At 43.1% G+C, this 24,521-nt stretch carries 23 protein-coding genes; 9 read left to right on the top strand and 14 right to left on the bottom strand.

The window, feature by feature from the left end; genetic code table 11:
* The first annotated feature begins 298 nt into the window (after positions 1–298).
* The 4 genes from KI742_RS20030 to KI742_RS20015 all read left to right on the top strand — a co-directional run bounded on the left by KI742_RS20030 (position 299) and on the right by KI742_RS20015 (position 4,097).
* Positions 299–1,087 carry a transporter substrate-binding domain-containing protein gene (locus KI742_RS20030; RefSeq protein WP_005377324.1) on the top strand — a complete coding sequence of 263 codons (789 nt, stop codon included), beginning with the start codon at positions 299–301 and terminating at the stop codon, positions 1,085–1,087.
* Positions 1,088–1,222: 135 nt separating this feature from the next.
* Complete coding sequence (locus tag KI742_RS20025; RefSeq protein WP_005377325.1) at positions 1,223–2,170, top strand: amino acid ABC transporter permease; 948 nt, start codon at positions 1,223–1,225, stop codon at positions 2,168–2,170.
* A gap of 14 nt (positions 2,171–2,184) precedes the next feature.
* Positions 2,185–2,919: an amino acid ABC transporter ATP-binding protein gene (locus tag KI742_RS20020; RefSeq protein ID WP_017635218.1), complete on the top strand. Its 735-nt coding sequence runs from the start codon at positions 2,185–2,187 to the stop codon at positions 2,917–2,919.
* A 275-nt stretch (positions 2,920–3,194) separates the two neighbouring features.
* Positions 3,195–4,097: a homocysteine S-methyltransferase family protein gene (locus tag KI742_RS20015; protein ID WP_017635219.1), complete on the top strand. Its 903-nt coding sequence runs from the start codon at positions 3,195–3,197 to the stop codon at positions 4,095–4,097.
* A 151-nt stretch (positions 4,098–4,248) separates the two neighbouring features.
* Here KI742_RS20015 and KI742_RS20010 read toward each other — a convergent pair whose 3' ends face one another.
* Positions 4,249–5,241, bottom strand: coding sequence for a zinc-binding dehydrogenase (locus KI742_RS20010; protein WP_170890260.1), 993 nt, complete (start codon positions 5,239–5,241; stop codon positions 4,249–4,251).
* 346 nt (positions 5,242–5,587) lie between these two features.
* Here KI742_RS20010 and KI742_RS20005 point away from each other — a divergent pair, with 346 nt between their 5' ends.
* Positions 5,588–6,661, top strand: coding sequence for a permease (locus KI742_RS20005; protein ID WP_250157774.1), 1,074 nt, complete (start codon positions 5,588–5,590; stop codon positions 6,659–6,661).
* A gap of 98 nt (positions 6,662–6,759) precedes the next feature.
* Here the strand turns inward: KI742_RS20005 and KI742_RS20000 are convergent, their stop codons facing one another.
* A complete protein-coding gene (locus tag KI742_RS20000) occupies positions 6,760–7,521 on the bottom strand; it encodes a transporter substrate-binding domain-containing protein (protein WP_005377331.1) in 762 nt (253 codons plus the stop codon).
* 120 nt (positions 7,522–7,641) lie between these two features.
* The gene (locus KI742_RS19995; RefSeq protein ID WP_005377333.1) at positions 7,642–8,160 is read right to left on the bottom strand and encodes a cysteine hydrolase family protein; all 519 of its coding nucleotides are present in this window, start codon (positions 8,158–8,160) and stop codon (positions 7,642–7,644) included.
* 120 nt (positions 8,161–8,280) lie between these two features.
* Between KI742_RS19995 and KI742_RS19990 the strand changes: the two genes are divergently transcribed.
* Positions 8,281–9,192 carry a GlxA family transcriptional regulator gene (locus KI742_RS19990; RefSeq protein WP_062730577.1) on the top strand — a complete coding sequence of 304 codons (912 nt, stop codon included), beginning with the start codon at positions 8,281–8,283 and terminating at the stop codon, positions 9,190–9,192.
* A 201-nt stretch (positions 9,193–9,393) separates the two neighbouring features.
* Here the strand turns inward: KI742_RS19990 and KI742_RS19985 are convergent, their stop codons facing one another.
* The 3 genes from KI742_RS19985 to KI742_RS19975 all read right to left on the bottom strand — a co-directional run bounded on the left by KI742_RS19985 (position 9,394) and on the right by KI742_RS19975 (position 12,286).
* A complete protein-coding gene (locus KI742_RS19985) occupies positions 9,394–10,443 on the bottom strand; it encodes an alcohol dehydrogenase family protein (RefSeq protein WP_213867136.1) in 1,050 nt (349 codons plus the stop codon).
* Positions 10,440–10,961: a TetR/AcrR family transcriptional regulator gene (locus KI742_RS19980; RefSeq protein WP_042523849.1), complete on the bottom strand. Its 522-nt coding sequence runs from the start codon at positions 10,959–10,961 to the stop codon at positions 10,440–10,442. The genes KI742_RS19985 and KI742_RS19980 overlap by 4 nt, the downstream gene beginning before the upstream one ends.
* Before the next feature lie 143 nt (positions 10,962–11,104).
* Entirely contained in the window at positions 11,105–12,286 is a 1,182-nt protein-coding gene (locus tag KI742_RS19975; RefSeq protein WP_017635963.1) for an MFS transporter, read from the bottom strand.
* Positions 12,287–12,445: 159 nt separating this feature from the next.
* Between KI742_RS19975 and KI742_RS19970 the strand changes: the two genes are divergently transcribed.
* Positions 12,446–13,330, top strand: coding sequence for a LysR family transcriptional regulator (locus KI742_RS19970; protein ID WP_005377338.1), 885 nt, complete (start codon positions 12,446–12,448; stop codon positions 13,328–13,330).
* A 115-nt stretch (positions 13,331–13,445) separates the two neighbouring features.
* Here the strand turns inward: KI742_RS19970 and KI742_RS19965 are convergent, their stop codons facing one another.
* Both KI742_RS19965 and KI742_RS19960 read right to left on the bottom strand, forming a co-directional pair.
* Positions 13,446–14,351, bottom strand: coding sequence for a TIGR03571 family LLM class oxidoreductase (locus KI742_RS19965; protein ID WP_064353954.1), 906 nt, complete (start codon positions 14,349–14,351; stop codon positions 13,446–13,448).
* 132 nt (positions 14,352–14,483) lie between these two features.
* A complete protein-coding gene (locus KI742_RS19960; RefSeq protein ID WP_005377343.1) occupies positions 14,484–15,389 on the bottom strand; it encodes a LysR family transcriptional regulator in 906 nt (301 codons plus the stop codon).
* 112 nt (positions 15,390–15,501) lie between these two features.
* Here KI742_RS19960 and dkgB point away from each other — a divergent pair, with 112 nt between their 5' ends.
* Positions 15,502–16,302 carry a 2,5-didehydrogluconate reductase DkgB gene (dkgB, locus tag KI742_RS19955; RefSeq protein ID WP_053304418.1) on the top strand — a complete coding sequence of 267 codons (801 nt, stop codon included), beginning with the start codon at positions 15,502–15,504 and terminating at the stop codon, positions 16,300–16,302.
* 198 nt (positions 16,303–16,500) lie between these two features.
* Here the strand turns inward: dkgB and KI742_RS19950 are convergent, their stop codons facing one another.
* The 6 genes from KI742_RS19950 to KI742_RS19925 form a co-directional block, all read right to left on the bottom strand.
* The gene (locus tag KI742_RS19950; protein WP_053304419.1) at positions 16,501–17,193 is read right to left on the bottom strand and encodes an SDR family oxidoreductase; all 693 of its coding nucleotides are present in this window, start codon (positions 17,191–17,193) and stop codon (positions 16,501–16,503) included.
* A gap of 106 nt (positions 17,194–17,299) precedes the next feature.
* A complete protein-coding gene (locus tag KI742_RS19945; protein WP_213971011.1) occupies positions 17,300–17,998 on the bottom strand; it encodes an IclR family transcriptional regulator in 699 nt (232 codons plus the stop codon).
* An 87-nt stretch (positions 17,999–18,085) separates the two neighbouring features.
* Positions 18,086–20,056: a diguanylate cyclase gene (locus tag KI742_RS19940; RefSeq protein WP_285385464.1), complete on the bottom strand. Its 1,971-nt coding sequence runs from the start codon at positions 20,054–20,056 to the stop codon at positions 18,086–18,088.
* 186 nt (positions 20,057–20,242) lie between these two features.
* Entirely contained in the window at positions 20,243–20,596 is a 354-nt protein-coding gene (locus KI742_RS19935) for a DUF2750 domain-containing protein (protein ID WP_005377352.1), read from the bottom strand.
* Between the two features lie 175 nt (positions 20,597–20,771).
* Entirely contained in the window at positions 20,772–21,386 is a 615-nt protein-coding gene (locus tag KI742_RS19930; RefSeq protein WP_005377354.1) for an OmpA family protein, read from the bottom strand.
* 2 nt (positions 21,387–21,388) lie between these two features.
* On the bottom strand, positions 21,389–22,699 hold the full coding sequence (locus tag KI742_RS19925) for a TolC family outer membrane protein (RefSeq protein WP_017821962.1): 1,311 nt from the start codon (positions 22,697–22,699) through the stop codon (positions 21,389–21,391).
* 400 nt (positions 22,700–23,099) lie between these two features.
* Here KI742_RS19925 and KI742_RS19920 point away from each other — a divergent pair.
* Positions 23,100–24,521, top strand: a 1,422-nt coding sequence (locus KI742_RS19920; RefSeq protein WP_285445304.1) for a cadherin-like domain-containing protein, incomplete at its 3' end; no start/stop codon positions are given.

Below are 24,521 nucleotides of genomic sequence, written 5' to 3'. Positions count from 1 at the left end.
CATTACGGTCAATGTGAAAAAGCGAATATCTGTATGGTTTCGTTAATAATTAAACCACTTTCGGAAACGCTGACTATTCAGTCAAAGCGTATGTTTGTTGTCGTTATAGTGACCTGCCTACAACTTAATCACTTAATGCATGCAATTCAATTGCAATGCCTTGGTATAGATTTTCATTCAGATCTTCCGTCTTAGTGACGATTCTACAAATTCTAGTGATTAAAAAGTCATTATTTGTGGTTTTTTATTCTATTGTCGTGTATAAAAAAACTTTACAACAAATGATAAAGGAATATCCATGAAAAAGTTATTGTGTTTTGCTGCACTGGGGTTAGCTGTTTCGACGACGGTTAATGCAGACCCAATTTTAGACGACATCAAAAGTACAGGGGAGCTAAAAGTCTGCTTTGATTCTGGGTATATGCCTTTTGAAATGACAGCAAAAAATGGGCAGTACATCGGGTTTGATATCGATTTGGGTAAACAAATGGCGCGTGCCATGGATGTTAAGTTTGTGCCGGTAAACACTTCATGGGATGGCATTATCCCAACACTGTTGACTGGTAAGTGTCACATGATTATGGGCGGGATGACGATCACACCTATGCGAAATACTCAGGTGAATTTCGCTGATCCCTATGTGGTTATTGGCCAATCCATTCTCGTAGATCTCAAACATGAAGGTAAAGTGTCTAGTTACCGAGATCTCAATAGTCCAGAATATGTTGTTGCAACTAAGCTTGGGACAACGGGTGAGCAAGCGGTAAAACGATACCTTCCGAAAGCTAAGATAAATCTATACGAAACTCAGTCTGAAGCGGTACTTGAGGTTGCCAACGGAAAGGTAGATGCGTTTGTTTATGACTTTCCTTACAACTCTATTTATGTGGCGGAAAACAAAGGGCAGTTAATGCACTTGGCTAAACCGTTTACTTACGAGCCTTTGGGTTGGGCTGTGCCGCAAGGAAATCCAGATACGCTTAACTTCTTAAACAACTATTTACGTCAAATTAAGGGCGATGGAACTTACGATCGCATTTACGATAAGTGGTTTAACGACGATAAATGGTTAAAGCAAGTTAAGTAATCATTTTGTTATTGTAGAGGAGCGGCTAGCTTCTGGCTCGGTTCATCGCCAACCAAACGGTTCGCGCTGTGAAGCTAACGCTTTTCTTTATTCAAATACCCAACCAACTTTAATCAAAGTCATTCTCGGAATCACATGCAAAATAACTTTAAATCCCTATTGTGGAACGCTGTTTTTGTTCTTGTTTTGCTATCAATTTGCGGTCTTGTCTATCTGTCAGGTAAGCGAATCGATTACAGCTGGAATTGGGAGCGTGTCCTTCCTTATATTGCCACTAACGCTGCTTCATCCATTACCGCGCCTGTCGATGGGAACATCATTCTCGACGAGAATAACCAACTGGCTCTGGAGAGTATTCATGGTGATATTGTTCTTGAACTAAGCCAATATAAGTCTGTGGACGTCTATGAAGGTGATCTTATTTTTGAAGGAGATACCTTAGCAACTATAAAAGAGTGGCGCTCTGGCCCAATTTTAGATGGTGTTGTGACGACCATTAAAATCTCACTCTGGTCACTTATCATTGCTCTAGCGTTGGGCTTAGTTGTCGGACTAATGCGTATATCCAGCAATCCGGCATTAAAAAAGCTGGCGCTTGTGTATGTCGAGGTCATTCGTGGAACGCCTCTTTTAGTACAGATTTTTATCGTTTACTTCTTTATTGGTACTGTGCTTGACCTTGAGCGTTTTACTGCGGGAGTGATAGCGCTCTCCGTGTTTACCGCCGCTTACGTCGCAGAAATTGTGCGGTCAGGAATCCAGTCAATCCCAAGAGGACAAATGGAAGCGGCGCGTTCACTAGGAATGAATTATCCCAAAGCGATGATTTATGTCATTTTACCTCAAGCGTTTAAGCAGACATTACCTCCCTTAGCCGGGCAGTTTATCAACCTGATAAAAGATTCCTCACTCGTCTCCGTGATCTCGATTACTGATCTGACAAAAGCGGGCAGGGAAGTCGTAAGTGGTAGTTTTGCCCCATTTGAAGTTTGGTTTACCGTTGCGGCCCTTTATTTGCTTCTAACTAGTACCTTATCTTGGGCAATACAAACGTTAGAAAAGAAATTGGCAGCAAGTGATTAATGGTGGAGTCATTAATGGAATACATTATTTCAGCAAAAACAATTAATAAAATTTACCCTAATGGCTGCCATGCGCTCAGGGACGTATCGGTAAATGTAGAAAAAGGGGAAGTGATTGTCATCGTAGGACCGTCAGGTTCTGGTAAGTCAACATTCTTACGGACGATTAATCAATTAGAGACAATAAATAGTGGGTCTATAATCGTAGATGGTATCGATATGTACCACAAATCTACGGATATCAATAAACTACGCGCTGATGTGGGCATGGTATTTCAAGGCTTCAACCTTTTTCCACATAAAACGGCGATAGAGAATGTCATGTTGGCACCTTTAAAGGTTTCTAAACGTGACCCTGAATCGGTGAAGAAAGAAGCAAAAGATTTGCTTTATAAAGTCGGTCTGTCGGAGAGAATGGATAATTATCCTAATCATTTATCAGGTGGGCAGCAGCAGCGCGTCGCAATCGCTCGTGCGTTAGCAATGAAGCCCAACATTATGTTGTTTGATGAACCCACATCAGCACTAGATCCTGAAATGGTTGGAGAAGTTCTTGATGTGATGAAAGATTTGGCCAAGGACGGAATGACGATGGTCGTGGTTACTCATGAAATGGGTTTCGCAAAAGAGGTCGCTGATAGGGTGTTGTTTATGGAAGATGGTGAGCTTTTGGTTTCTGACTCTCCTGAGCGATTTTTTGATAACCCCACCAACCCTAGATTGCAGAAGTTTTTATCTAAAGTCTTATAATAAAAAGAAAATTTGATTGAGGGCGAGTCCCTCAATCACTTCATGCACTATTGTGGCTCGTAACGCTCGCCTCGCCGAGAGACATAGATAATGGGCTTTTTACTCGAAGTTAATGGCGATAACATTATCTTGGTCCGAATGAAAGGTCTGGTAAATACTAGAGTGTTTAATCAGCCATTAAGTTTTGTTCACTTTAAACATAACAATTTCATTTTGAATTGATAAAAATTGTGTTTGAATAGAGCTTATGGATGTTTGGCGGTATGGATGTCTAAATGAAGAAAGTAACAATTTTAGATGGTGGCATGGGGCGAGAGTTAAAACGTATTGGCGCCCCTTTTTCTCAGCCGCTTTGGAGTGCACAAGCGCTAATTGAATCACCACAATATGTAAAAATGGCCCATGAGAATTTCATAGACGCTGGCGCTGAGATTATCACTGTTAACAGTTATGCATGTGTTCCATTTCACTTAGGAGAGGAACTCTATGCGAAGCGAGGGATTGAGTTAGCAAAATCTGCAGCCAAAATTGCCAGAGATGTAGTCACCAGCTCTAACGATAGAGTGCTCGTTGCGGGGTCTCTTCCTCCTGTCATGGGGTCTTACAGGCCTGAATTATTCGAGCCGAAAAGGGCACTGGAAGTGGCTTCTGAGTTATTTGAAGCTCAAGATCAATATGTTGATATTTGGTTAGCTGAGACCGTGTCTAGCCTCGCTGAAGTTGAAGTTCTATCAATAATTTTAGCCAAAACAGATAAGCCCAATTATCTTGCTTTCACCTTAATGGATGAGCCTAACTCTTTGCCTCGCCTTCGCTCAGGGGAATCTCTCAAAGCCGCGGTCAATACGCTGTTGAAAACAAATGTTTCAGGTATCTTTTTCAATTGCTCTATTCCTGAAGTTGTCGAGCAAGCGATCATTGATACACAAGCAGTGTTGAGTGAGTCAGGTAGAGAATTGACGATAGGTGTTTTCGCAAATAGCTTTGCTCCGATAAAGCAAGCGCACCAAGCCAACGAGACCATTCAGGAAGTTCGTCATTTCTCTCCGACTGAATATCTTGAGTATGCTAAAAAGTGGCATGTGCAGGGAGCAAGCATTATTGGTGGTTGCTGTGGGATTGAACCACGTCATATTAAATTGCTAGCGACTTGGAGAGACACTCTCGAAAACGCCTAATTTTGGTGAAGCGCAGGGAAGCATGACAAGAGATTTTGTTTTTTATTCATCGTTATAGATAAAATAAAGGCCTTTCATATCTGGCAAAGTAACAAGATGCTTTAACTTGCTCATTCATTACCTTGCCAGTTTGCCTCGAGATTTTTATTAATTATTTTTGGTTCAGATTAACGACAATCTTTCCAACTGTTCTCTGATTTCGCATGTCCAAGAGTGCGTTACCTACATCTTCTAAGCCGATGATCTTCAGTTTCGGTACTTCCAATTCTCCATTTTCTAATAGCTCAGACACTTCCTTTCCGGCATTAACGATACTTGCAAACCCTCTCTCGCCAAAGACATGACCAGAGCCCAAACTTATTTGGTGGAAGCCCAAGCCTTTTAAGAAGGCATCTGGATATTGAGAAGGGTCGACAGTCTTGACGAGCTCCACCATTTCTCCCTCAAAGGTTAACACCGAGGCTGCAATTCGGTCGTTATCACCGCCTACACAATCGAGTGCAACCTCAACGCCATGATTTCCGGTAATGTCCATTACTCGCTGAACTACATCTTCATGATGATAATCAATCATATGGGTTGCTCCTAACGAGGACAAATATGCGTGATTAGCTTCTGAACTAGTAGCAATGATCTGTTCAACACCAAATGTCTTTGCTAACTGAATAGCAAAGCTTCCAACGCCGCCAGCACCTCCGGCGATAAAAATGCTGCTTCGATTTGAAATATCGAGCTTGTCTACCAAAGCGCGATATGCGGTCCAGGCTGCGCAAGGTGTAGATGCTGCCACTTCAACCGGAACCTGAGGGTGCTTTATGAGCGTTCTTGAATCATGGATAGCAAATTCAGCGAATCCACCGTGATGGCGTCTCATGTTTCCGTGATACAACACTTTATCGCCAACCTTCCAATCAACGACCGCATCGCCTACAGAGACTATTTCTCCTGATACGTCTAACCCGCCAACAAAATTGTTACCCATGTTAGTGACCATGTCTGACCAATAATGAATTTTTGCATCGACAGGGTTCAAACCAACAGCGTTAACTTTAACCAATACATCAAATTGGGTTTCTAGTTTTGGTGTAGGTAATTCGGATAAAGAGAAAGTATCGTTATCTCGTTGGTAAGTTATCGCTCTCATAGGTTTTCCTCATTATTAAGAATGGTCGAAAGTCATACTAACTCAGAGGGTAGTACTGTAATAATTATCGTTTTTTCTTATTTTGATAATTTTAGGTTATGTTTGATAAAAAGGATTCGAGATGCTCTGAAATTATCATCGACAACCAGTCTGCATAGCTAATGACATGTAACTTTATGATAAGTAATGACTAGTTTTATTATTCCATTTTTATGGAAATATTTTGTTGATCTTTTGTTTTGTGATTCTATAATTCCAGAAATATCGAAATAAAGGCTTATCTATCAGGTAAGCTTGTTAGCGAAAAATGACGAGGAGAGTAAATGTGAATACAGAAATTATAATTATGGCTAAAGAAGCGCTGGATATGTTTGCGTTTCTAGCAACCGAACTTATCATCTTATTTCTGGCAATTAGCTACATTGTCGGTGTGTTGCAAGATTTTCTAACGCCAGAAAAAATTCAATCTATTCTCAGCTCGAAAAAGGGTAAAGGTTACTTCATTGCTGCGTTGCTAGGTTCGATTACGCCTTTCTGTTCGTGTTCGACCATTCCTTTCTTAAAAGGCTTGTTGCGTGCAAGAGCAGGTTTTGGACCTATGATGGTGTTCCTATTTGCAAGCCCGTTGCTTAACCCAGTGATTATTGGCTTGTTTGTGGTGACTTTTGGTTGGAAAGTTGCGGTATTTTACTTTGCTATCGCGATGTCAGTATCAGTGGTAGCAGGCTATGTACTTGAAAAACTAGGGTTTGAACGTTACGTCAAACCAGAAGCATATCAAGCGGTAGGTTCTTCTTCGTGCGGTACTTCTTGTGGCGATTCAAGCAAGAAAAAAGAAGAAGCGAGACCAGCATCAATCTGTGGTACCAGCGCCTGCAATGAACCTACGCCAGTTGCGGCGAAAACATCTTGCTGTGGTGATGCACCAAAACCTGAACCTAAAGTGGAAGTGTCTTGCTGCTCATCAGACGGTAGTGCAACAGCGACAGTCGTGGAAGAGAAAGAACCTAGCCGCTGGGTACGTATTTGGCAATCAACTTGGAAAGACTTTAAGCAAGTGTTCCATTATCTCATGATGGGCATTGCGATTGGTTCATTTATCTATGGCTTCATCCCGACGGAGTTCATTGCGGAGTTCGCTGGTGAAGCGAAGTGGTACGCGATTCCGGTCGCAGCAATCATTGGTATTCCATTGTACATCCGTGCAGAGGCGGTCATTCCACTTAGCGCGGCACTAGTACAAAAAGGTATGGCTCTTGGATCTGTTATGGCGCTTATTATTGGTAGTGCTGGCGCAAGTCTTACAGAAGTGATTTTGTTGAAATCAATTTTTAAGAACCAAATGATCGCTGCCTTCCTAATCGTTATCTTAACGATGGCCATGGGAGCGGGTTACTTATATACGTGGGCTTTTTTATAAAAATAACCCTCGGGCGACTGCTCGAGGGCTCCGTTTTTGTCGCCATATAGGGAAAGGGAAGTTTCCTATACCGCGCAGGCTATAAAAAGATAAAGAGGTTACTCGTAAATACTATAGGAGAAATACTTGCTGGCGATGGTTTTATGCTTACCGCTCTGGATCAATTTTTGTATTCCGCTATCGAGTAATGCTTTTAATTCTTTGTCTTGTTTTCTCACTGCTACGCCAATGCCACGGCCGAACCACTTTTCCTCAGTAAACGCTGGTCCAGTAAAGTGATAGCCTTGACCTTGTGCAGTTTCAAGAAAACCAGCACTTAAACCGATTGAGCCGCCAAATACAGCATCTAACCGTCCATTGAGTAGATCGGTAAATGCCTCATCGAACGTACCATAACGACGAATATCAATATCTGGATACAAGGCCGAAAGGTACTTATCACCAATTGTGGCTCTTTGAACTCCAATAGATAAACGATTTAGGCTGCCGTCATCCATGTTGATTTCTCTATCATTTTTCATTACAAAACGAGTCGGTACTTTTGCATAAGGGACGGTGAAATCGACTTTCTTTTCTCGTTCTTCTGTGATTGTCATTGCAGCAATAATCGCATCGTTCTTGCGACTAAGGAGAGAAGGGATGATGCCATCCCAATCCATTTTTGAGATAACGCACTTTACTTCTAACTCTTTGCATAACGCGTTAGCGAGGTCGACTTCAAACCCTTCTAGCTTTCCCTCTTTTGTCGTCCAGCTAAATGGAGGGTAAGCCCCTTCAACAGTGAAGCGAATTTGTTTCCACTCTTTCGCATGGCTGAAAACTGAAAATAAGCTAATAAACAATACGACTATCCATTTCATAAACGTTTCCTTGTAACTGTTTGGAAACCAATGTTTAACACAAAGTAAGCAAATATCAATGAAAGTGCATATATGTGTGACCTTTCGCCCGCATTGTGTGAGCGAAAGGTTTTACGTGTATTACAGCTTATCTTCAATAGTTACGAGGGGAACTCTCGTTGAGACAGCGTGAAGTGCAATGTTGTGAATCATTTCATCGACCGTGGTACAGCTATCCATTAAGATCGAAACATCATACTTGTCCGCAGATTTTGAGATAGCAGTATGTGTCACGCAGTTTTGTGTCATCATTCCGCATACAAGTAACTCCGTTACATTTTTGCTTGCCAATACTTCTTCTAAACGTGTTCCTTCAAAGCTATCTGCGAAGTGCTTTACCACGATTTCGGAATTCGGCGCTAAAGCAAGAACTTCTGGGTGAATATTGGCACCGTCGCTGCCTTCATTGAAGAACGGGGCAATACCCATGGCAGGATCGGCAATATGCTGAATATGAATCACAGGAATGTTTTGCTCATTGGCTTTAGTTATTGCTCTCTTAACATTGTCTAAAGTTGATTCTGTATTCCATAAAGGAAACTTTCCTTCTGGGAAATAGTCGTTTTGCAAATCAATTACAAGTAGGGCTTTTTGAGTCATTTTCTTTTCCTTTTATTCAGGATCATTGCGGTACGAATAATATAAAGACTTTTAGCTACCTTCTTTAGAGTCTAAAATGACACAAAAGAGTCAAAAAGCGACACTTGAAGATAATTGAAAATGAAAATAGCACTCGTTAATTACCCAGATAGCTCGCAAGCCTCCGTATATGGTTTAAGCGAACTCTTCGAGATGGCAAACCGTGCGGCGGCTAAATTGGGCGTTGATGTGCACTTTGAAGTAGAGATATTGGATCACTGGCCAAACACGCACTTCGATGTGAAAACAGCGGTAATGATTCCGCCTAGCGGCACTGGTCAATATTACTTAGAACCAGAACCAGAGCTACTCGACTGGTTAAATGTCCAATATAGTAAAGGTGCGATTTTAGCCTCCGCCTGCGCTGGTACTTTTATTCTTGCTCAAACCCAGTTGTTGACCAATAAGTCTTGTACAACACACTGGGGCTTGGCTCCTTCATTAGCGAGTCAGTTTCCCGATATCCACGTAAGACAAGAAGCCATCCTTATTAACGAAGGAACGATCATTACGGCTGGGGGTATGATGTCATGGGTGGATTTAGGTTTGGAGTTGGTTTCCTTATTTGCGTCACCGGCAGTAATGCGCCTGTTAGGCAAAATGTTGGTTATTGATACTGGTCCGAGAGAGCAACGCTTTTATCAACAGTTTACCCCAAACTTCCAACATGGTGATGAGGTAATTGTTCAACTACAGCACTATATAAACGATCATTATCAAGGAAAACTGAGCAATAAAGAGCTTGCAGAGTTGAGTTGTTTAACAGAAAGGACATTGCAGCGACGCTTTAAAAAGGCGACAGGTTTCAATGTTAACCAATATATACAAAGCTTAAGAGTACAAAAAGCTTGTGATTTACTTGAGTCGACAACCCTAACATTTGACGCAATATCATTTAGAGTGGGTTACCAAGATGTGAGCGCGTTCAGGAAAATATTTAATAGGATCGTAGGTTTAACACCGAAGTCGTTCAGATCTCGGTTCTGTTCATGAACGCCAGAAGTAAGATAATGTTGGTATTAAACATTTATAACTCAGAAACAAACACATATTTTTACAAGCTGGCTTAGCGTGATGAAAAGGGATAACAAGCTAAGCCAACCGTAGCGATCTTCTAAGTATTGAGAACTTTTTAGGATGCTTAAAGTGTTCTCAAATTACAACGACTTGTATAGGCCGCTGTTAATCGAAAAGCTATGTGATTTCCAAAACCAGTTTCCCAGTATGTTGCTTGCGTGAAAATACTTCTTGCGCTTGACCTATCTGGTTTAAGGGAAATGACTCCGCGACTAAGGGGCGAATTGCGTTCTGTTCGATATAGCGAACCAAGTTACCGAATACTTCTGGTGCCAAAACGGTACAACCAAATAACGCTAGGTCTTTAAGGTAAAGAGTTCTTACATCCAGCTCGACAATTGGACCGCCTATGGCGCCGGAAACAGCGTATCTTGATCCTGGTTTTAGTACCTGAAGAAATTGTGGCCACTGCTCTCCTGCGACCAGATCAATCACTACGTCAACGCTGTTTTCTCCGAGAGTCGCCGGCAAATTTGCATCGCGAGGGATAACTTGGTTTGCTCCTAATGCCGTGATCTGTTCTTTCTTTTCTGGGCTGGCGATAGCAATGACGTATGCTCCACGCGCCTTCGCCAGTTGGATTGCGGCAGAGCCAACACCACCGGATGCCCCTGAAATCAGTACGGTATCGCTCGCTGTGACATTAGAGCGGACAAGCATGTTCTCGGCAGTTGAATAAGAACAAGGGAAGGAGGCCAAGTCGATATCCGATAAACTACTATTCACTGCATATGCATGTTCACTGTCAACAACAGTGAACTGAGCAAAGCCACCATCACATTCTGAACCGAAGTACCAAGGCGAGCTAAGTGCTTGACTGTTGAAGCGCGTAATACATGGTTCGATAAGCACACGCTGGCCGACTCGTGATGGGCAGATATTCTCACCAACAGCGACGATGGTACCGCATACATCGGCACCTTGGATTCGAGGGAGAGATAGCGCGTCTCCTGACCAACTTGCATCCATGCTATTGGCGTCGTTTTTAGAATACCATGCTGTTCGGGTATTGATGTCGGTGTTATTGACTCCGGCGGCGGCAACTTGGATCAATACATCATCAGGCGAGGGGACTGGCACAGGTATATCATCGCGGTAACGAAGCATATCTGGCCCACCATGACCGATAAGTTGGACGCCTTTCATTACTTTCGGGATTGTGGTCATTGATTGTTCTCCTTCATTAGTTCTAGCAGAGTGTGTTCAGCGGATGCAAAGGCAGCGTGACCGAGAACCGGCCATGCGTTGGATAAACCTTCATGTAACAAGAAGAGTGTGGTTGCGAGGTCTTCTCGCTGACTTAGTTGGAGCATAAGCTGACGGACCGCCAATTTGTGTTGTTTTACTGCTTGATTAATCGATAGATTTTCTGGATAGGCTGCTAATGCATTGATGGACATGCAGCCATTCGGTGCAAACTCCTTCATCCAATCCTCGAGGCGAGTGAATAGGTGTAATACAGCCGGTGTTCCATTGGCAGGGGCGTCTTCGAGCAAAAAACTCAAATACCTTTGATGGCGATGCTCGAGAGCTGCAACAATCATCGCTTCCTTGGAGGGGTAGTATTTGTACAGGGTTCTCAGGCTGACTTCGCAGGCGTTTTTGAGTTGGGGTACGCTCGGCTCGGCGAAGCCATACTGACTGAATGCTTTTTCTAGGCTTGCTGCGATTTTTTCTTTCACTATTTGACATACCAGGTAGAACGTTTGTTTTACCTAAGGGTAGAATAAACTTTCTACCTCAGTCAATGGTGTATTTAAACTCTGTATTGAAAGCCCGACGTAATGCCGGGCTAACTTAAGTGATTTTTATCGATTCGGAACGTGAATCAGTGTGCCGTTGCGTGCTGCTCTCCACGCTTGTCTAGCATTCCGCTGAAACGGGTTAGTAGTAGAGCACCTAATACTACGATCGCGCCAATCCAAGGTGTGTGCATCAGCCCAGCATTGGCCACGATAAGGCCACCGCCCCAAGAACCCAGTGCAATACCTACGTTAAATGCAGCAATGTTGAGACCAGAAGCGACGTCGACTGCATCAGGTGAATATTTCTCTGCTAGTTTGACAACATAAACTTGAAGTCCTGGAACGTTACCAAAGGCAAAGGCACCCCAGACAAGAATGGTCACTACTGCAGAAATTGGATTAAATGCTGTGACACTAAACACGAGCAATACCACAATTAGGCCCGAGAAAATCGCTGTCAGAGCTTTGATTGGCCCCATAGAGTCGGCCATCTTTCCGCCCCAGATGTTGCCGAATGCGACTGATACACCATAAACCAACATAATTAGGCTGATAGCGCTAGAGCCAAACCCCGATACTTCTTCCAAAATAGGAGCCAAGTAAGTGAAGGCTGTGAACGTACCACCGTAACCTAGCGCGGTGATTGCGTACACCAAAAGTAGACGAGGCTGAGTCAAGACTTTCACTTGCGATGACAGCTTGGTTGCTGGTGGTTGTTTCAGATTACTCGGCACTAGCAGAGCGCTTCCTATCAGTGCGATGATTCCAAGGATCGCGACGATTAGGAAGGTTGCCTGCCAACCAAATGTCTGGCCAATCCAGGTGCCAAGTGGCACGCCCGTCACTAGAGCTACGGTGAGACCGGTAAACATAATAGCAATTGCGCTAGCGGCTTTTTCTTTTGACACTAGGCCAGTTGCGATAGTCGAGCCGATCGAAAAGAACACACCGTGTGCAAGCCCGGTCAGTATCCTTGCTGTAACTAGTGTGTTGTATCCAGGTGCTTGCCAGGCTAACAGATTGCCAAGAACAAACAGTGCCATAACAGAAAGCAGAACGTACTTTCTTTTCCAGTTACCAGTCAGCGCTGTTAAAACGGGAGCACCAACCGCAACACCAAGTGCGTACAGGCTAACTAAAAGACCCGCTGAAGGTAATGATACGTTGAGGTCGGAGGCCATAGTCGGTATCAGACCGACAATTACAAACTCCGTGGTTCCAATAGCAAAGGCGCTAAGCGTCAATGCAAGTAAAGCTAAAGGCATAACAACTCTCTCTTATAATCATTGAATATGAATGGATAAACGAATAGCCCGTTTCCATGTCGTGTATTATTAAAGAGTTATTCGTTGCGAAAAATGGTGTTTATTACAAAATACTTTTGTTATAAATGATGAAAGTGCGCAGTTAAGAAAGGGGATGAAATGTTAACCCGATCAGATGAATTAGAGATTCTTATGGCAGTTGTGGATAGTGGTGGATTTTCTTCCGCTGCTGATGCACTAGGTATTCAAGTCGCTAGGGTATCTCGTGCGGTTAGTAAAGTTGAATCACAGCTGGGGGTAACCTTGCTGAATCGCACGACGCGCAGAGTGGAAGTTACTGAGGAAGGGCATCAGTTTGTTGAAGCGGTTCGCTTAGGTTTACTACAAATACAGCAAGCTGAAGAAGAGATCATCACACGAGGTGAATTACCCAAGGGGCGCTTAAGAGTTGATGCCGCTAGCCCATTTGTTTTACATCAACTCGTGCCGTTAATTCAGCCATTTAAAGAGGCTTATCCTGATATTCAACTCGATCTTACCTCTAATGAGGGTTTTGTGGATCTATTGGAAAAAAGAACCGATGTGGCGATACGTATTGGACGATTATCGGATTCAACACTGCATGCTAAACCTTTAGGAACAAGCCCACTATTTATCGTTGCCACGCCTGGTTATTTATCTAAACGAGGTTTCCCTGAAGCGGTGAGCGATTTGCGCAGTCATAACTTGATCGGTTTTTCTGGCGCTAAAGTGTTAAATCAGTGGCCATTACGAGGGTTTGAGATGATAGAGCCTGATATCCTATCCAGCAGTGGTGAAACGGTTAGACAGTTAGTGTTGGCAGGGAACGGCATTGCATGTTTATCTGGCTTTATGGTGAAAGATGATCTTGATTCTGGACGGTTAGTGGCATTGTTTGAATCGGAAAAAATCACAAATACTGGACGAGAACAGGTCAATGCTGTCTTCTACAAATCTTCTTCAGTCTCTAAACGTATTTCCGCGTTCATCGACTTTATTCAACCAAGACTTACTTTAAAATAACTCTATTATTGTTGTTTTAACAAAAGAGTTTTGTCGTTATTGCAGCTTTTGTTTTTCCAAGTGCCAAGCCTAGCGTGCCACCCCTTAGTAAGGTGGCACATATTTTTATTTGATCTTAGTTAAAGCGTGGCAACACGTACTGAGCGATCTGTTCCATTGATTTCTCAATTGGTTGGCTATTACGACGGAAATGCAACCCGATGTGATTGACTCCTGCTTCTTGCATTTTTTCTAGCTCATCGCTCAAGCCATTGACTCCGGCCCGGATACCAAAATGATGCCGAACGACTGGTGCATTTGGGTTATCGACTAAATCAAGATGAATAAAGCTGGCGTAGGGTTTGTTTCCCGCTACGGAGCGCCAAAGTGCAACGCGGTGTTCATGATCATCAGGTGTGCCTGGGTAGGCGAGCCAGCCGTCTAGGTTTTCTCCTATCCATTGTGGACTTTGCTGCGCTAACCCTGCGACATAGATAGGAATATCAGCAAACTCGGGTAATAACTGTAGATCGTTACCCAGCTTATCATTTTGCGTATCTTTCAAAATCTCTACACTTTCTCGAAAAGCTGAGCCACGGCTGTCAAAGTTGGCATTAAAAACGGGATATTCACTAGGGCGGTCTCCACTAGCCACACCGAGTATCAGGCGGTCACCACTTAACTCGTTGATGGTCGCAGCGGCTTTTTTCACTAGCCAAGGTTGTCTTAACGGTAATACTATCGCTGCTGTCCCTAGTAGAATGTTGTCGGTGCACGCAGAGAGATAGCCAAGATAACTGAACGGTTCATAAATTTGTGCCGCGTCTCCAAAGTTAGGGTCGTACAACGGGACATCTCTCACCCACGCTACGTTAAAGCCTAACTTATCGGCTAACATAATACGCTGTTTATGTGCACTCATGTCTGGTACGCCGAACGGTTTTCGTTGGAGCAGGCGTTTTTTCTGGCCTTCTTGGGTCCAGTCATTATCTAGGGGGAGCTCAACCCCGATGGTGAATCTGTTACTTAAATCTTTATGCATTATGAAGCCTGACTATTACTGTGAGTACTAGGAGGCAAGGTGCCTCCCTGATATTCAGGACACTATGAGATTTTTGTTGTGAGAAAAAGCGGCAAAAAGACAAAAGTGTTTTGCCACAAACAGCGGTGGTCTTTAAAGGAACTGGTGGTTCTCTACCTTGATTTCTTGCTTGATGAAGTCAATAAAAGAGCTGATCCGGCGTGAGGTGCTGGCATTTTTGTAATACACCGCATGAACGGGCTGTTCGACATTATGCGTGTGTTCACTAAGCACGCCCACTAAGCGACCAGCTTGTCGGTCAGAGTAGGTCATAAAGTCAGACAGGCAAGCTATCCCCGCACCATGTAAGGCTAAACATCTTAGCGTCTCGCCATTATCAGATCTTAGGCTACTCATAATACGCAGAAGTTTGTTCTTATCATCCATGATCGGCCATTCCTTAAGATACTCCGGCTTGTTGAATCCAAGTAGCTTGTGATTGAGTAACTGATCTATTGAGGTTGGAGTACCATGTTGTCTTAAATACTCTGGACTCGCGACGATTCGAATCCGACTTTTACCAAGAAATATCGCGCGCATGGTTGAGTTTTGTAGCTCACCGATACGAAAAGCAATATCGGTTTTTGTTCCCAAAAGGCTAATATTTTCCTCATTGGAATTGAGATCGATTTCGACTTCTGGATACAAGCTCTGATATTTAGCAATGTGCGGCGTTAGTACGTGCAGTAAGAAGGGGGTAGCTGCGTTTATTCGTAGGAGGCCAGAAGGCTTATATTTCTGGCTTTTCAGTTGTGCTTCGGCATTCTCTACTGCTTCTACAATATGTCTGACTTTATCGAGATATATCGTTCCTTCATTAGTAACATCTAACTTACGGGTTGTGCGATTTAACAAGGTCGTTTCGAGTTTGGCTTCTAGCCGAGATACCGATCGACTCACCGCCGAGACGGTCATCGATAACAGTTCAGCCGCAGAGCTGATTGAACCCGTATCGACCACGGCCATAAAGGTGCGCATTTCATCTAGAGTAGCTTTCATTGTTGAATATATTTCAAATTAGATTTGAGTATTGTTAACTTTACGGAAAGTTTCTTGCGGCGTAAAGTTTTGCTTCGAATCAACTATAAAATCGATAATTCAGGAGATTTAGATGAAAGTACCATCATTTGGCGTCGGCACGTTTCGTTTAGAGGGTGAAGTAGTTAAGGATTCAGTCCGTAATGCGTTAGAAGTGGGTTACCGCGTAATTGATACTGCACAGATTTACGGTAATGAGGCAGAAATCGGTGAAGTATTGACACAGTCCGGTATTGCACGTGATGAGCTATTCATTACGACCAAGATCTGGGTTGATAACATGAACACGGAACAACTCATTCCAAGTCTAAAAGAGAGCTTAGAAAAGCTAAATACAGATTATGTGGATTTGACCTTGATCCATTGGCCTGGCAATAACAATAACTTGAACGAATACATGGCTTCATTACTTGAAGCTAAATCGCAAGGGTTAACCCGTAATATTGGCGTATCCAACTTTAATATTGACTTGTTGCAACAAGCGATAGAAGTGGTCGGTAAAGAGAATATTGTTACTAACCAAATCGAGCTTAGCCCTTATTTGCAAAATCGTAAGTTGGTCAGCTTCATGCAGGAAAACGATATTCAGGTAACGTCTTACATGACCTTGGCATATGGGAAAGTACTTGGGGACCCAACTATTGCAGGTATTGCTGAGGACTATCAGGCCACGCCAGCTCAAGTCGCGCTTGCTTGGGCTTTGTCAAAAGGTTACGCGGTGATCCCGTCTTCAACTAAACGAGAGAATTTAGCAAGTAACCTGAAAGCACTTGAACTTAATCTGAGTGAAGAGGCGATTGCAAAGATAGATGCGTTGGAAAGAAATGGCCGCGAAGTAAACCCTGAAGGGCTAGCGCCTGAGTGGGATGATTGAGTGAGTTTCACGGGAAATCATTGCCTAAATGATGCCGCTGCAATCGCTGACTTCCTCAGCGCTTGACGGTGGTACAACACCATAGACGATAACGGCTAGCTTGTCTGACGATAGCGCGTGCTTTTATCTTTTTGGCCTATTGGTTTATTGTATTCTCCCGGCCTTCAATTTGGCCGGGAGACGTCATTTAGAGATCATTTACCATTCGATTGTAGAGCCATCAAATACGCGGAAGCTTCCGGATTGCTCAAGTGTTAGCTGTTCTGCGACCGAAACAATACCAGCAACACTTTCCTCGGCAGAAAAGGTTGCGTCCTCACCGCCCATATCGGTTTTTACCCAGCCGGGATGAACTGCGACAGTTTTTACTCCTCGTGATTCGAGATTGCGTGCTGCTGATACTAGAACCTGATTAAGCGCTGCTTTAGATGCTCGATAACTGTACATGTTACCTGAACTGTTATCGCTTAAACTCGCAACTCGGGTTGAGATTCCCACGATGGTTTTGTGCTGACTTTTCGCAACGTTGTCTTGTAGGGCTTGAATTAGCAGGGCAGGTGCGACGGTATTTATGTTTAGTACTTCTAGCCATTTTTTCTGGGTCATTTCGCCAAGCTTTGCACACTCTTCGCCTAATACACCTGCATTAAGAACTAAATGATCGAGCGGACGATCCGCTAATTGAGTGGCTAACTGATCGATATCTTGTTGGTTAGTGACGTCTAGAGCCATCAGTTGAAGTTGATTGGATTGGGTTACTAGTTCATTGAGCTGCTTAGCATTTTCTGGTGAACGACAAGTTGCGATAACTTGCCAACCTTTTCCAAGGTAGTGGCGGACAAATTGCAAGCCTAAGCCACGGTTAGCGCCAGTGATTAATACAGTAGACATCGCTTCTCCTACGTTGTTGAGTTGAACAACGACCATATTAGAGGCGACGTATAAGCATGTAATCAAAACAGTATAAAAATGGCCTAGGATTCGACATTGTCAAATCTTAAAATTTGAGAAAGATTCTTGCAAAGTGTTTTAGCCTAGTGACCGTCAGTTCGGAGGCAGCACCGCTAACACCTGCAACAGCAACGACTTTACCATCCAAGTAAAGGGGGATCGCTAAGCAATTGAGGTTTGGCTCTGCCTCTTCTAAATCGAGTGCGTAACCTGATAATACAACCTGATTAAGTTCAGTTTCTAACGTGGGGGATATTTGGCTTTCAAGGCGCAATGTTCGGCGAAGCTCATCATCAAAACTAAGAAAAACCTTGCCGATCGCAGATGTTGTGAGTCCTTCTCGTTTCCCTCTCGGGCTACGGATAGTAAGAGGGTTATCCTGCTCTATAGCATCGATATACAAGTACTCTTTAGCGCCACTTTGTACAGCGAGGTAAGCTGTGTTGTTAGTCATTTGGGCCATTTTTTTCAGCAATGGAACAAAATGTTGTCGGATAGCTTCGTTTTTTTGTTCAATCGGCTTAGACAGTTCATAGCATCTAAACCCTAGGCTGTAGCTATGGTTGTGTTTGGATACATATCCAAGAGAGTGTAGAGTCGCAAGTAACCCGTGAACAGTCGTCTTATTTAACTGGATCGCATTACTGATCGTCTGTAATGATAGGGGAGACTCACTCATCGAGAGCAACTCGAGGATTAGAAAACCTCGCTCTAGAGACTGAATGTTTTTTCTTGCCTTGGGCACAAAGACTCCTTGATGATGGTGTTGCATCTGAATGGCTTACTGATGCTTCCACCTATAACAAACCACTACGCTGGTGGTTTGGCTTTATTAGAGAATATACTCAGCACTTAAACTGATCGGCTCGTTGTATGCGTCCACAAGAGAGTTTTTTCCTTGCTTCTGAGCATTGTATAACGCTTGGTCTAATATCGAATAGAGCTCATCAAAGTTGGTGAGTGGCATTGAGGTTGATAGATAGGCCAGACTCGCAGATATATTCAATTGATGGTTATTAAGCGAATGTACACTCTTTTCTGAAATTGTTTTATGCAGACTTTGTATTCTAAAGGGAACGTCAATCTCATCGACGTTTTTCAATAGCAAGATAAACTCTTCTCCACCTAAACGACCCAAGTACTCTCCCTTATTAAGTTTAGCTTTAAGCGCTTTGCACACCTGTTGTAGTACTAAGTCGCCAGTTGGATGACCATACTGATCATTAATCGCCTTAAAGTCATCTAGATCGATTAATGCTAGAACGTAGCGGAAGTCTCCTTCCGCTTTGGAGGTTTGGCTTTTAATCGTCTCTATAATTGCCGCTCTGTTTAATGCACACGTTAAGCTGTCTATTTTGGCTTTTAAGCGTGTTTGTCGCTGAATCATCAATGCCAGAGCGAGGAGAAGCAATAAACAGAAAACAACAAAATTATAAGTGCGTTGTTGGTCTGTGAGTTTTTCAAACTGATACTGACTTAGAAGAGTTTCGTTGTTCAACTGCGCGACTTGTAGATCATATTCATACTCTTTTTTAGTGAGATCTAGTGCCTCTAACGCCTTGATATTACTCGCGTCTCGGTTCGTTAGTTCAATCGTCGAGTAGGCCTCGTGATGCTCCAGTGCCTTTTTGTAATCATTTTGAGCTTGGTATGCTTTTGAGAGGAGTAATTGGGCTTGCGCTTGCAATAAGGGCCTAGCGTTTTTTACCGCTAATCTTAACGCAATTGTACCGTGTTCAATCGATTTTTCGGGTGTATGGTTCTTTAAATATGCCAATCCAGCAGCCAAATGACCCTCTGTTTCAAGGTGCGTATTCTCATAAGTTTGGGCAATGTTTAATGCTCTTCCAATGTAATCTACCGCGGTATCCAATTGCCCAGAATCGGCCAAAGCAGCAGATAACCCTAAATAGGTCAACCCTTGCCCGTATGGATAATGAAGTTGTTCGAGAATCGTTAATGCATTTTTGTAGTGGCTGATGGACTTATCGAGTTCTTTGGATTTTCTGTACATCGCTCCTAGACTATGTTCGACTTGCGCAACTTCAAGAGGTGTCCCTTCATCTTGGCGAACCAGTAAGGCTTGAATGAGATATTGCTCTGATTGTTCAAATTGCCCCAGCTCTGCAAGTAAATTGCCGACGTCATTGTAAATCCCTGAAGGATCGCTTTGCTTCGACATGTTGGCCATCAACTGTCGATACAAACTTAAGGCTTTTTCATAGTCACCGCGGTAATTGTAGTTATTTGCTATCACGCGCAAAGCAAGATCAACAGGGAAGTTTTCTTGATGCTTATGATTTAAGTGGCTCTCTAAGGATGAGCAATAAAAGTTTGCTTTGTGATAACGACCTTGTTGATTCAGCGTATAACAAAGTTGATAGTTCATCAGAGCCTTGCCTTCGGAATCGGATATTTTCTTCATTGTCTGTCGCAAAGAAGAAAAGCTATCTACTGAGGCCTCGTAACTACCATGCTTACGTTCATTTAAGGCAAGAATATATTCTGATTCTAATTGAGAAAAATGGTTGTCTAAGACTTGACTGCTGCCGTAGTAAGGCTGATTTATGTTTGACATATATTCATAAATCAATCCACTTACGTAGAGCTTTTCGCTGTCCGATTTCGCTGTATGGTAGCGATCTTGAAGCATGCTCAATGCCGACTCAGGGTTGCTTCGTAGTGTGGTTTGGTAGACAGAGTGCCACTGTGTGATATTTTGGTTTGGTTCAATATCTTGAGTGTCGCTTGCATATACTGGAGTGAGCAAAAGTGACGCAAGCAAGGGATAGAGCACGCGCATGTTTAAACGAGCCTTTAATTTAAGGTGCCTTTAAAGTTGAGTTATCATAGCGCTTTTAACGCATCAGCGTTGTGATTAAGTTGGGTGTACTAAGAAAAAGAGCAGTAAAACTATGCACTTGGTCGAGATATTGAAAGAAGAGGCATAAAAAGAAAGACCTCAACATAAAGTTGAGGTCAGAAATCTTTAATCAATGTAAAGCTTTGCTAGATCTTGAGGCTCCATTTCTTTGCCTTCTAACTGATCGTTCCAGTTAGTTCCAACAAGAACACCATCTTCAGCAAGAGTCAAAAGCCAATCTTCAACAAAGATATCTAATGGGATTTCTAGTACAGTAAAATCTGCCCATTCTTCAACATTATGTGCTTCTGCATCTTCTTTAGAAGACCAGAAAGGCATGACTTCGCTGTTTTCGAATTCAGTTGAATCGCAAGATAGCCAACCTTCTTCATTGCGTAAACCCCAAACCAATTGGTTTTCTTTCGTTTCTGCAACAAAAAGGTCAAGGTTCGCTTGGATATCTGATGTAAGTTTGCTCATTTCAAAACTCTCGTTGTTATGACGTGGCTAGAGTAACACTAAAGTGCCGATTCCTAAAGCATAATACGGTTGTCGAAATGAGTAAAAATAAAGGAGCCGAAGCTCCTTTTCTGAGGTTAAGTATTCACTCGTTTTTGTTTGCTTTGTGCTTGCAGAGCAAACAAAAACAGGTACTTTACCTTTCTGGAAGAGTTGTGAATATTGTCCACTCTCTTTTTATCTCGCCTTTGTAACCAACGACTGATGCGGTTACTCGACGATTTAAAGCATGGCTGACTTCATCGGTCCCTTGCTGTGCTAAGTGAGTGTCACCAAAACCAACAATGCGGACTCTACTCGGTTCGATGTCGTAGCTTAGTAGGGCTTCACGGACATTGCGTGCTCGTCTTTCAGAAAGATCTTGGTTATGCTTCGAACCACCAACTTTACTAGCATAGCCGTGCAGCTCTATCGAAGTAGTAGGGTACTCTTTTAAAAAGTCGGAAAGCTCTCGAACTTGTCTTCTGAAGACTGGATTGATCTCATCAGAGTCGTTAGCAAAAAGTATCCGCACTTGCATGTTATCTGATGCTTTAATGTATTCTCCACAACCGTCGTTGTCGACCTCTGAGCCTTCAGGTGTACCTGGGCACATATCTCGAGCATTGATGACACCATCGTTATCGTCATCTTGCAAATCTGCTATTTGTTCTGCATTTGGTACAGGACGATACTCATATTCGTCTTCAGCAACAACGTGTTGAGTGATGGCGAGCATACCCAATGCAAATAGAATCTTCACTGGTTTCATGATCAGTACTCCACCTTTTCATTCCATTCTGTAGGTACATCGACACGCAAGGCATTTAACAATTGGCCAGTCGCGTTCATAACGCGGTACTTGGCGTACTGCTCTGAGTATCGAGCATCCAAGTAGTTCTTTCTCGCTTCGAAAAGTTCGTTTTCAGTATTTAACAAGTCCAGCAGAGTGCGTTTTCCAATGCGATACTGCTTTTCGTAGGCGATGACAGTTTCAGAGGCCGAATCTACGTGATCCGCTAGGAACTCTTTTTGTTGAAGTGTTAAATCTAACGCACTCCAAGATAGACGAAGGCCTTCTTCTACTTGGCGGTATGCACGTTCTCTTAGGTCTTTTGCTTTGTTTAGTTGGTAGGCAAAACTTTCAGCGTTGGCTACGTCACTACCACCGTTAAAGAGGTTGTAACGCATGCGCAACATCGCTGTTGTCTCTTCGCTGCTTCCTTCAATACCGCTTGCATCATCACGCCATGTTTGAGCCGCTTCTACCGATATCGTTGGGTAGTAAGCTCCCTTAGATTGCTTGTATTGGAACTTTGCAGAGTCCACATCAGCTACCGAGATTTTGATTACTGGGTGTGACTCGAATGCCAAGTCAATCGCTTCATCGATGGTGTAGGGAATAAAGTTTTGGTCCGCTCTTGGGAAAATCAATCCTTGTGGTGACTGTCCGACAAGGCGTGTAAAGGTGGTGTGGCTGTCATATAAGTTGTTCTGAGCTGCCACCAAGTTACCGTGAGCCTTTGCTAAACGAGCCTCTACCTGGGTTAGGTCTGCTGTAGAACCGATACCTGAGTTAACTCGCTTTTTAATGTCTTCATAGATCTTCTTATGCACTTTCAAGTTATTCTCGGAAAGTGTAAGAATTTCATAAGCTTTTACTGAGTCTAAATAAACTTTCGCGACCTCTAGAGCGGTGTCTTGGGCATCAGCTAGAAGTTGATAACGGACCGATTCAGCATCAGCTGCTGTTCGATCCATATCATTAAGTGTCGCTGAACCATCCCATATTAGCTGGGTTAGTGTCACGGTGGCTTCTTTTCTTGTCAGATCGGTTGAATCTCGCCCTGACTCTGCAGGTTTGATTCCTTCGTAACCGATACCGGCATCTAAGTCTACGGATGGGAGGTAAGCACCACCAGATGCTTCATTCACATATTGCTTGCTAACGAATTCATTGAACGCACTTTTGATGTCAGGATTGGTTTTTAATGTGTTTTCAACCGCTTGCTCTAGCGTTTGCCCAAACGCATGACTAGCGGTGAACATACCAATACAAAAGGCGTTGGCACGAGTCCACTTCACTGTGATTCTCCTAGATAATGGTAAAAATTCTCGAGGTGATAGGGCTTATAAGTGGAATACTTATAAGGGCGTCAATAATTTAGCGCACAATAACATTAATATGCGATGAAGTAACCTGTTGATTCGCTGTTCATTTGTTTCAATTTTGATAAATCAACCTACTAAATCTGCCTAAAACTTGAATTAAGATCTCAAATTAAAGATGGAGGTAATGGCTAGAAACGAGTGTCCAGATTTTAATAAAATAAAACACTTATGCATCTGGATTCTTATTGATGTATGACACATAATTACTTTATTGAGCATCAAATTGCTGTTATTGCACTATATATTCGGGCAATATATAGCAAATTAGTATTGTTAGTCAAAAACTTGACAGTTATTTAGGGTTAAGGTTTATATGGATCGTACAGCATTAGTGCCACTCGGTAATCAAGTCGTCGTAATAGGTTTGGATGGGCAGCTGAGAGTCCTTGCAGAAGGACAGCAGCCTCTACCAGGTGAAGTGATAGTGGCAATGACAGATGCTGCGCCTCAAGACCTGAAAATTCAGCTTGCTCAAGAGCAAGGTTTAAAAGATGTTTCAGACGATGTAGCACAGATTATTAGTGCTATTGAGCAAGGTCAAGACCCTTCTGCTATTGATGAAGAACTCGCACCTGCAGCGGGTGAAAATAGTGGCTCCAGTTTGCAAAATAGTGCCACGATTGTACGAGATGGTACTGAAGTGCTAGCCTCAACAAACTTTGAAACTATTGGCTTAGAATCCCTCGGCTTATCTGAAACTCAAGCGTTGACCTTAAATGACTTCTTCACAACAGGTATCGAGACAAGTGGGGATGGCTCAAGTAAGCCACTTACTAATTCTCCAGTGACATTAAGCGCTGTTGAGGAAGATAGCGATCCAATCACGATAACTACTGATGAATTACTATCGAACGTCAATATTGATGATGCCGATACTCTTGTCATTACAAACGTCACTATTGAGAGTGGGAATGGCACCTTAATTGATAACAGCGATGGATCTTGGACTTACATTCCAGAGGCTGACGATGACACTGAAGTGTCATTCTCCTATGACATTATTGATAACGATGGCGGTGTTATTAATGGCACTGCTAACTTAGATATTACGCCTGTTAATGACGCGCCAATAGCAACTAATGATGCGATTCAAACTGACGAGGATTCCCAGGTTGTAATTGATGTGCTCGCTAACGACAGTGATATTGAAGGTGATGATTTAATCATTACCTCTGCTTCTGTACCAGAAGAGCAAGGTATCGTTGAGATTATCGATGGTAAGCTTGTTTTCACTCCGGCTGAAAATTTCAACGGTAATGCAACGATTAGCTACACCATCTCAGATGGTGAGTTAGAGGATGAAGCCCAAGTTTCGGTAACAGTAAACTCAGTTAACGATGCGCCTATTGCCTCTAATGATACAACAATTACAGAGGAAGATAGCTCAGTAACGGTTGATGTCCTGCCAAACGACACCGATATTGATGGCGATACGCTGTCGATTGAATCGGCTTCCGTACCTGAAACACAAGGTACAGTTGAGATCGTTGATGGCAAACTGGTCTTCATACCGGCTGAGAACTTCCATGGTGACGCTGAAATCACTTACACCGTGACCGATGGTGCACTGACTGACCAAGCGACGGTTAACGTCACCGTGAATGCGGTGAACGACACGCCTGTGGTTGAAAGCAGCATTGCAGACCAAACCTTGGCGGAAGATTTCACCCCATACAGCATCAATCTGAATACCGCTTTCAGCGATGTGGATAACGTGGATGGCGAGTTAACGTTT

This window comes from Vibrio sp. D417a (assembly GCF_030248595.1).
Taxonomy (GTDB): Bacteria; Pseudomonadota; Gammaproteobacteria; order Enterobacterales; family Vibrionaceae; genus Vibrio; species Vibrio alginolyticus.
Note: the sequence above shows the minus strand (reverse complement) of the source record. Positions and strands in the feature narration are given on the sequence as shown.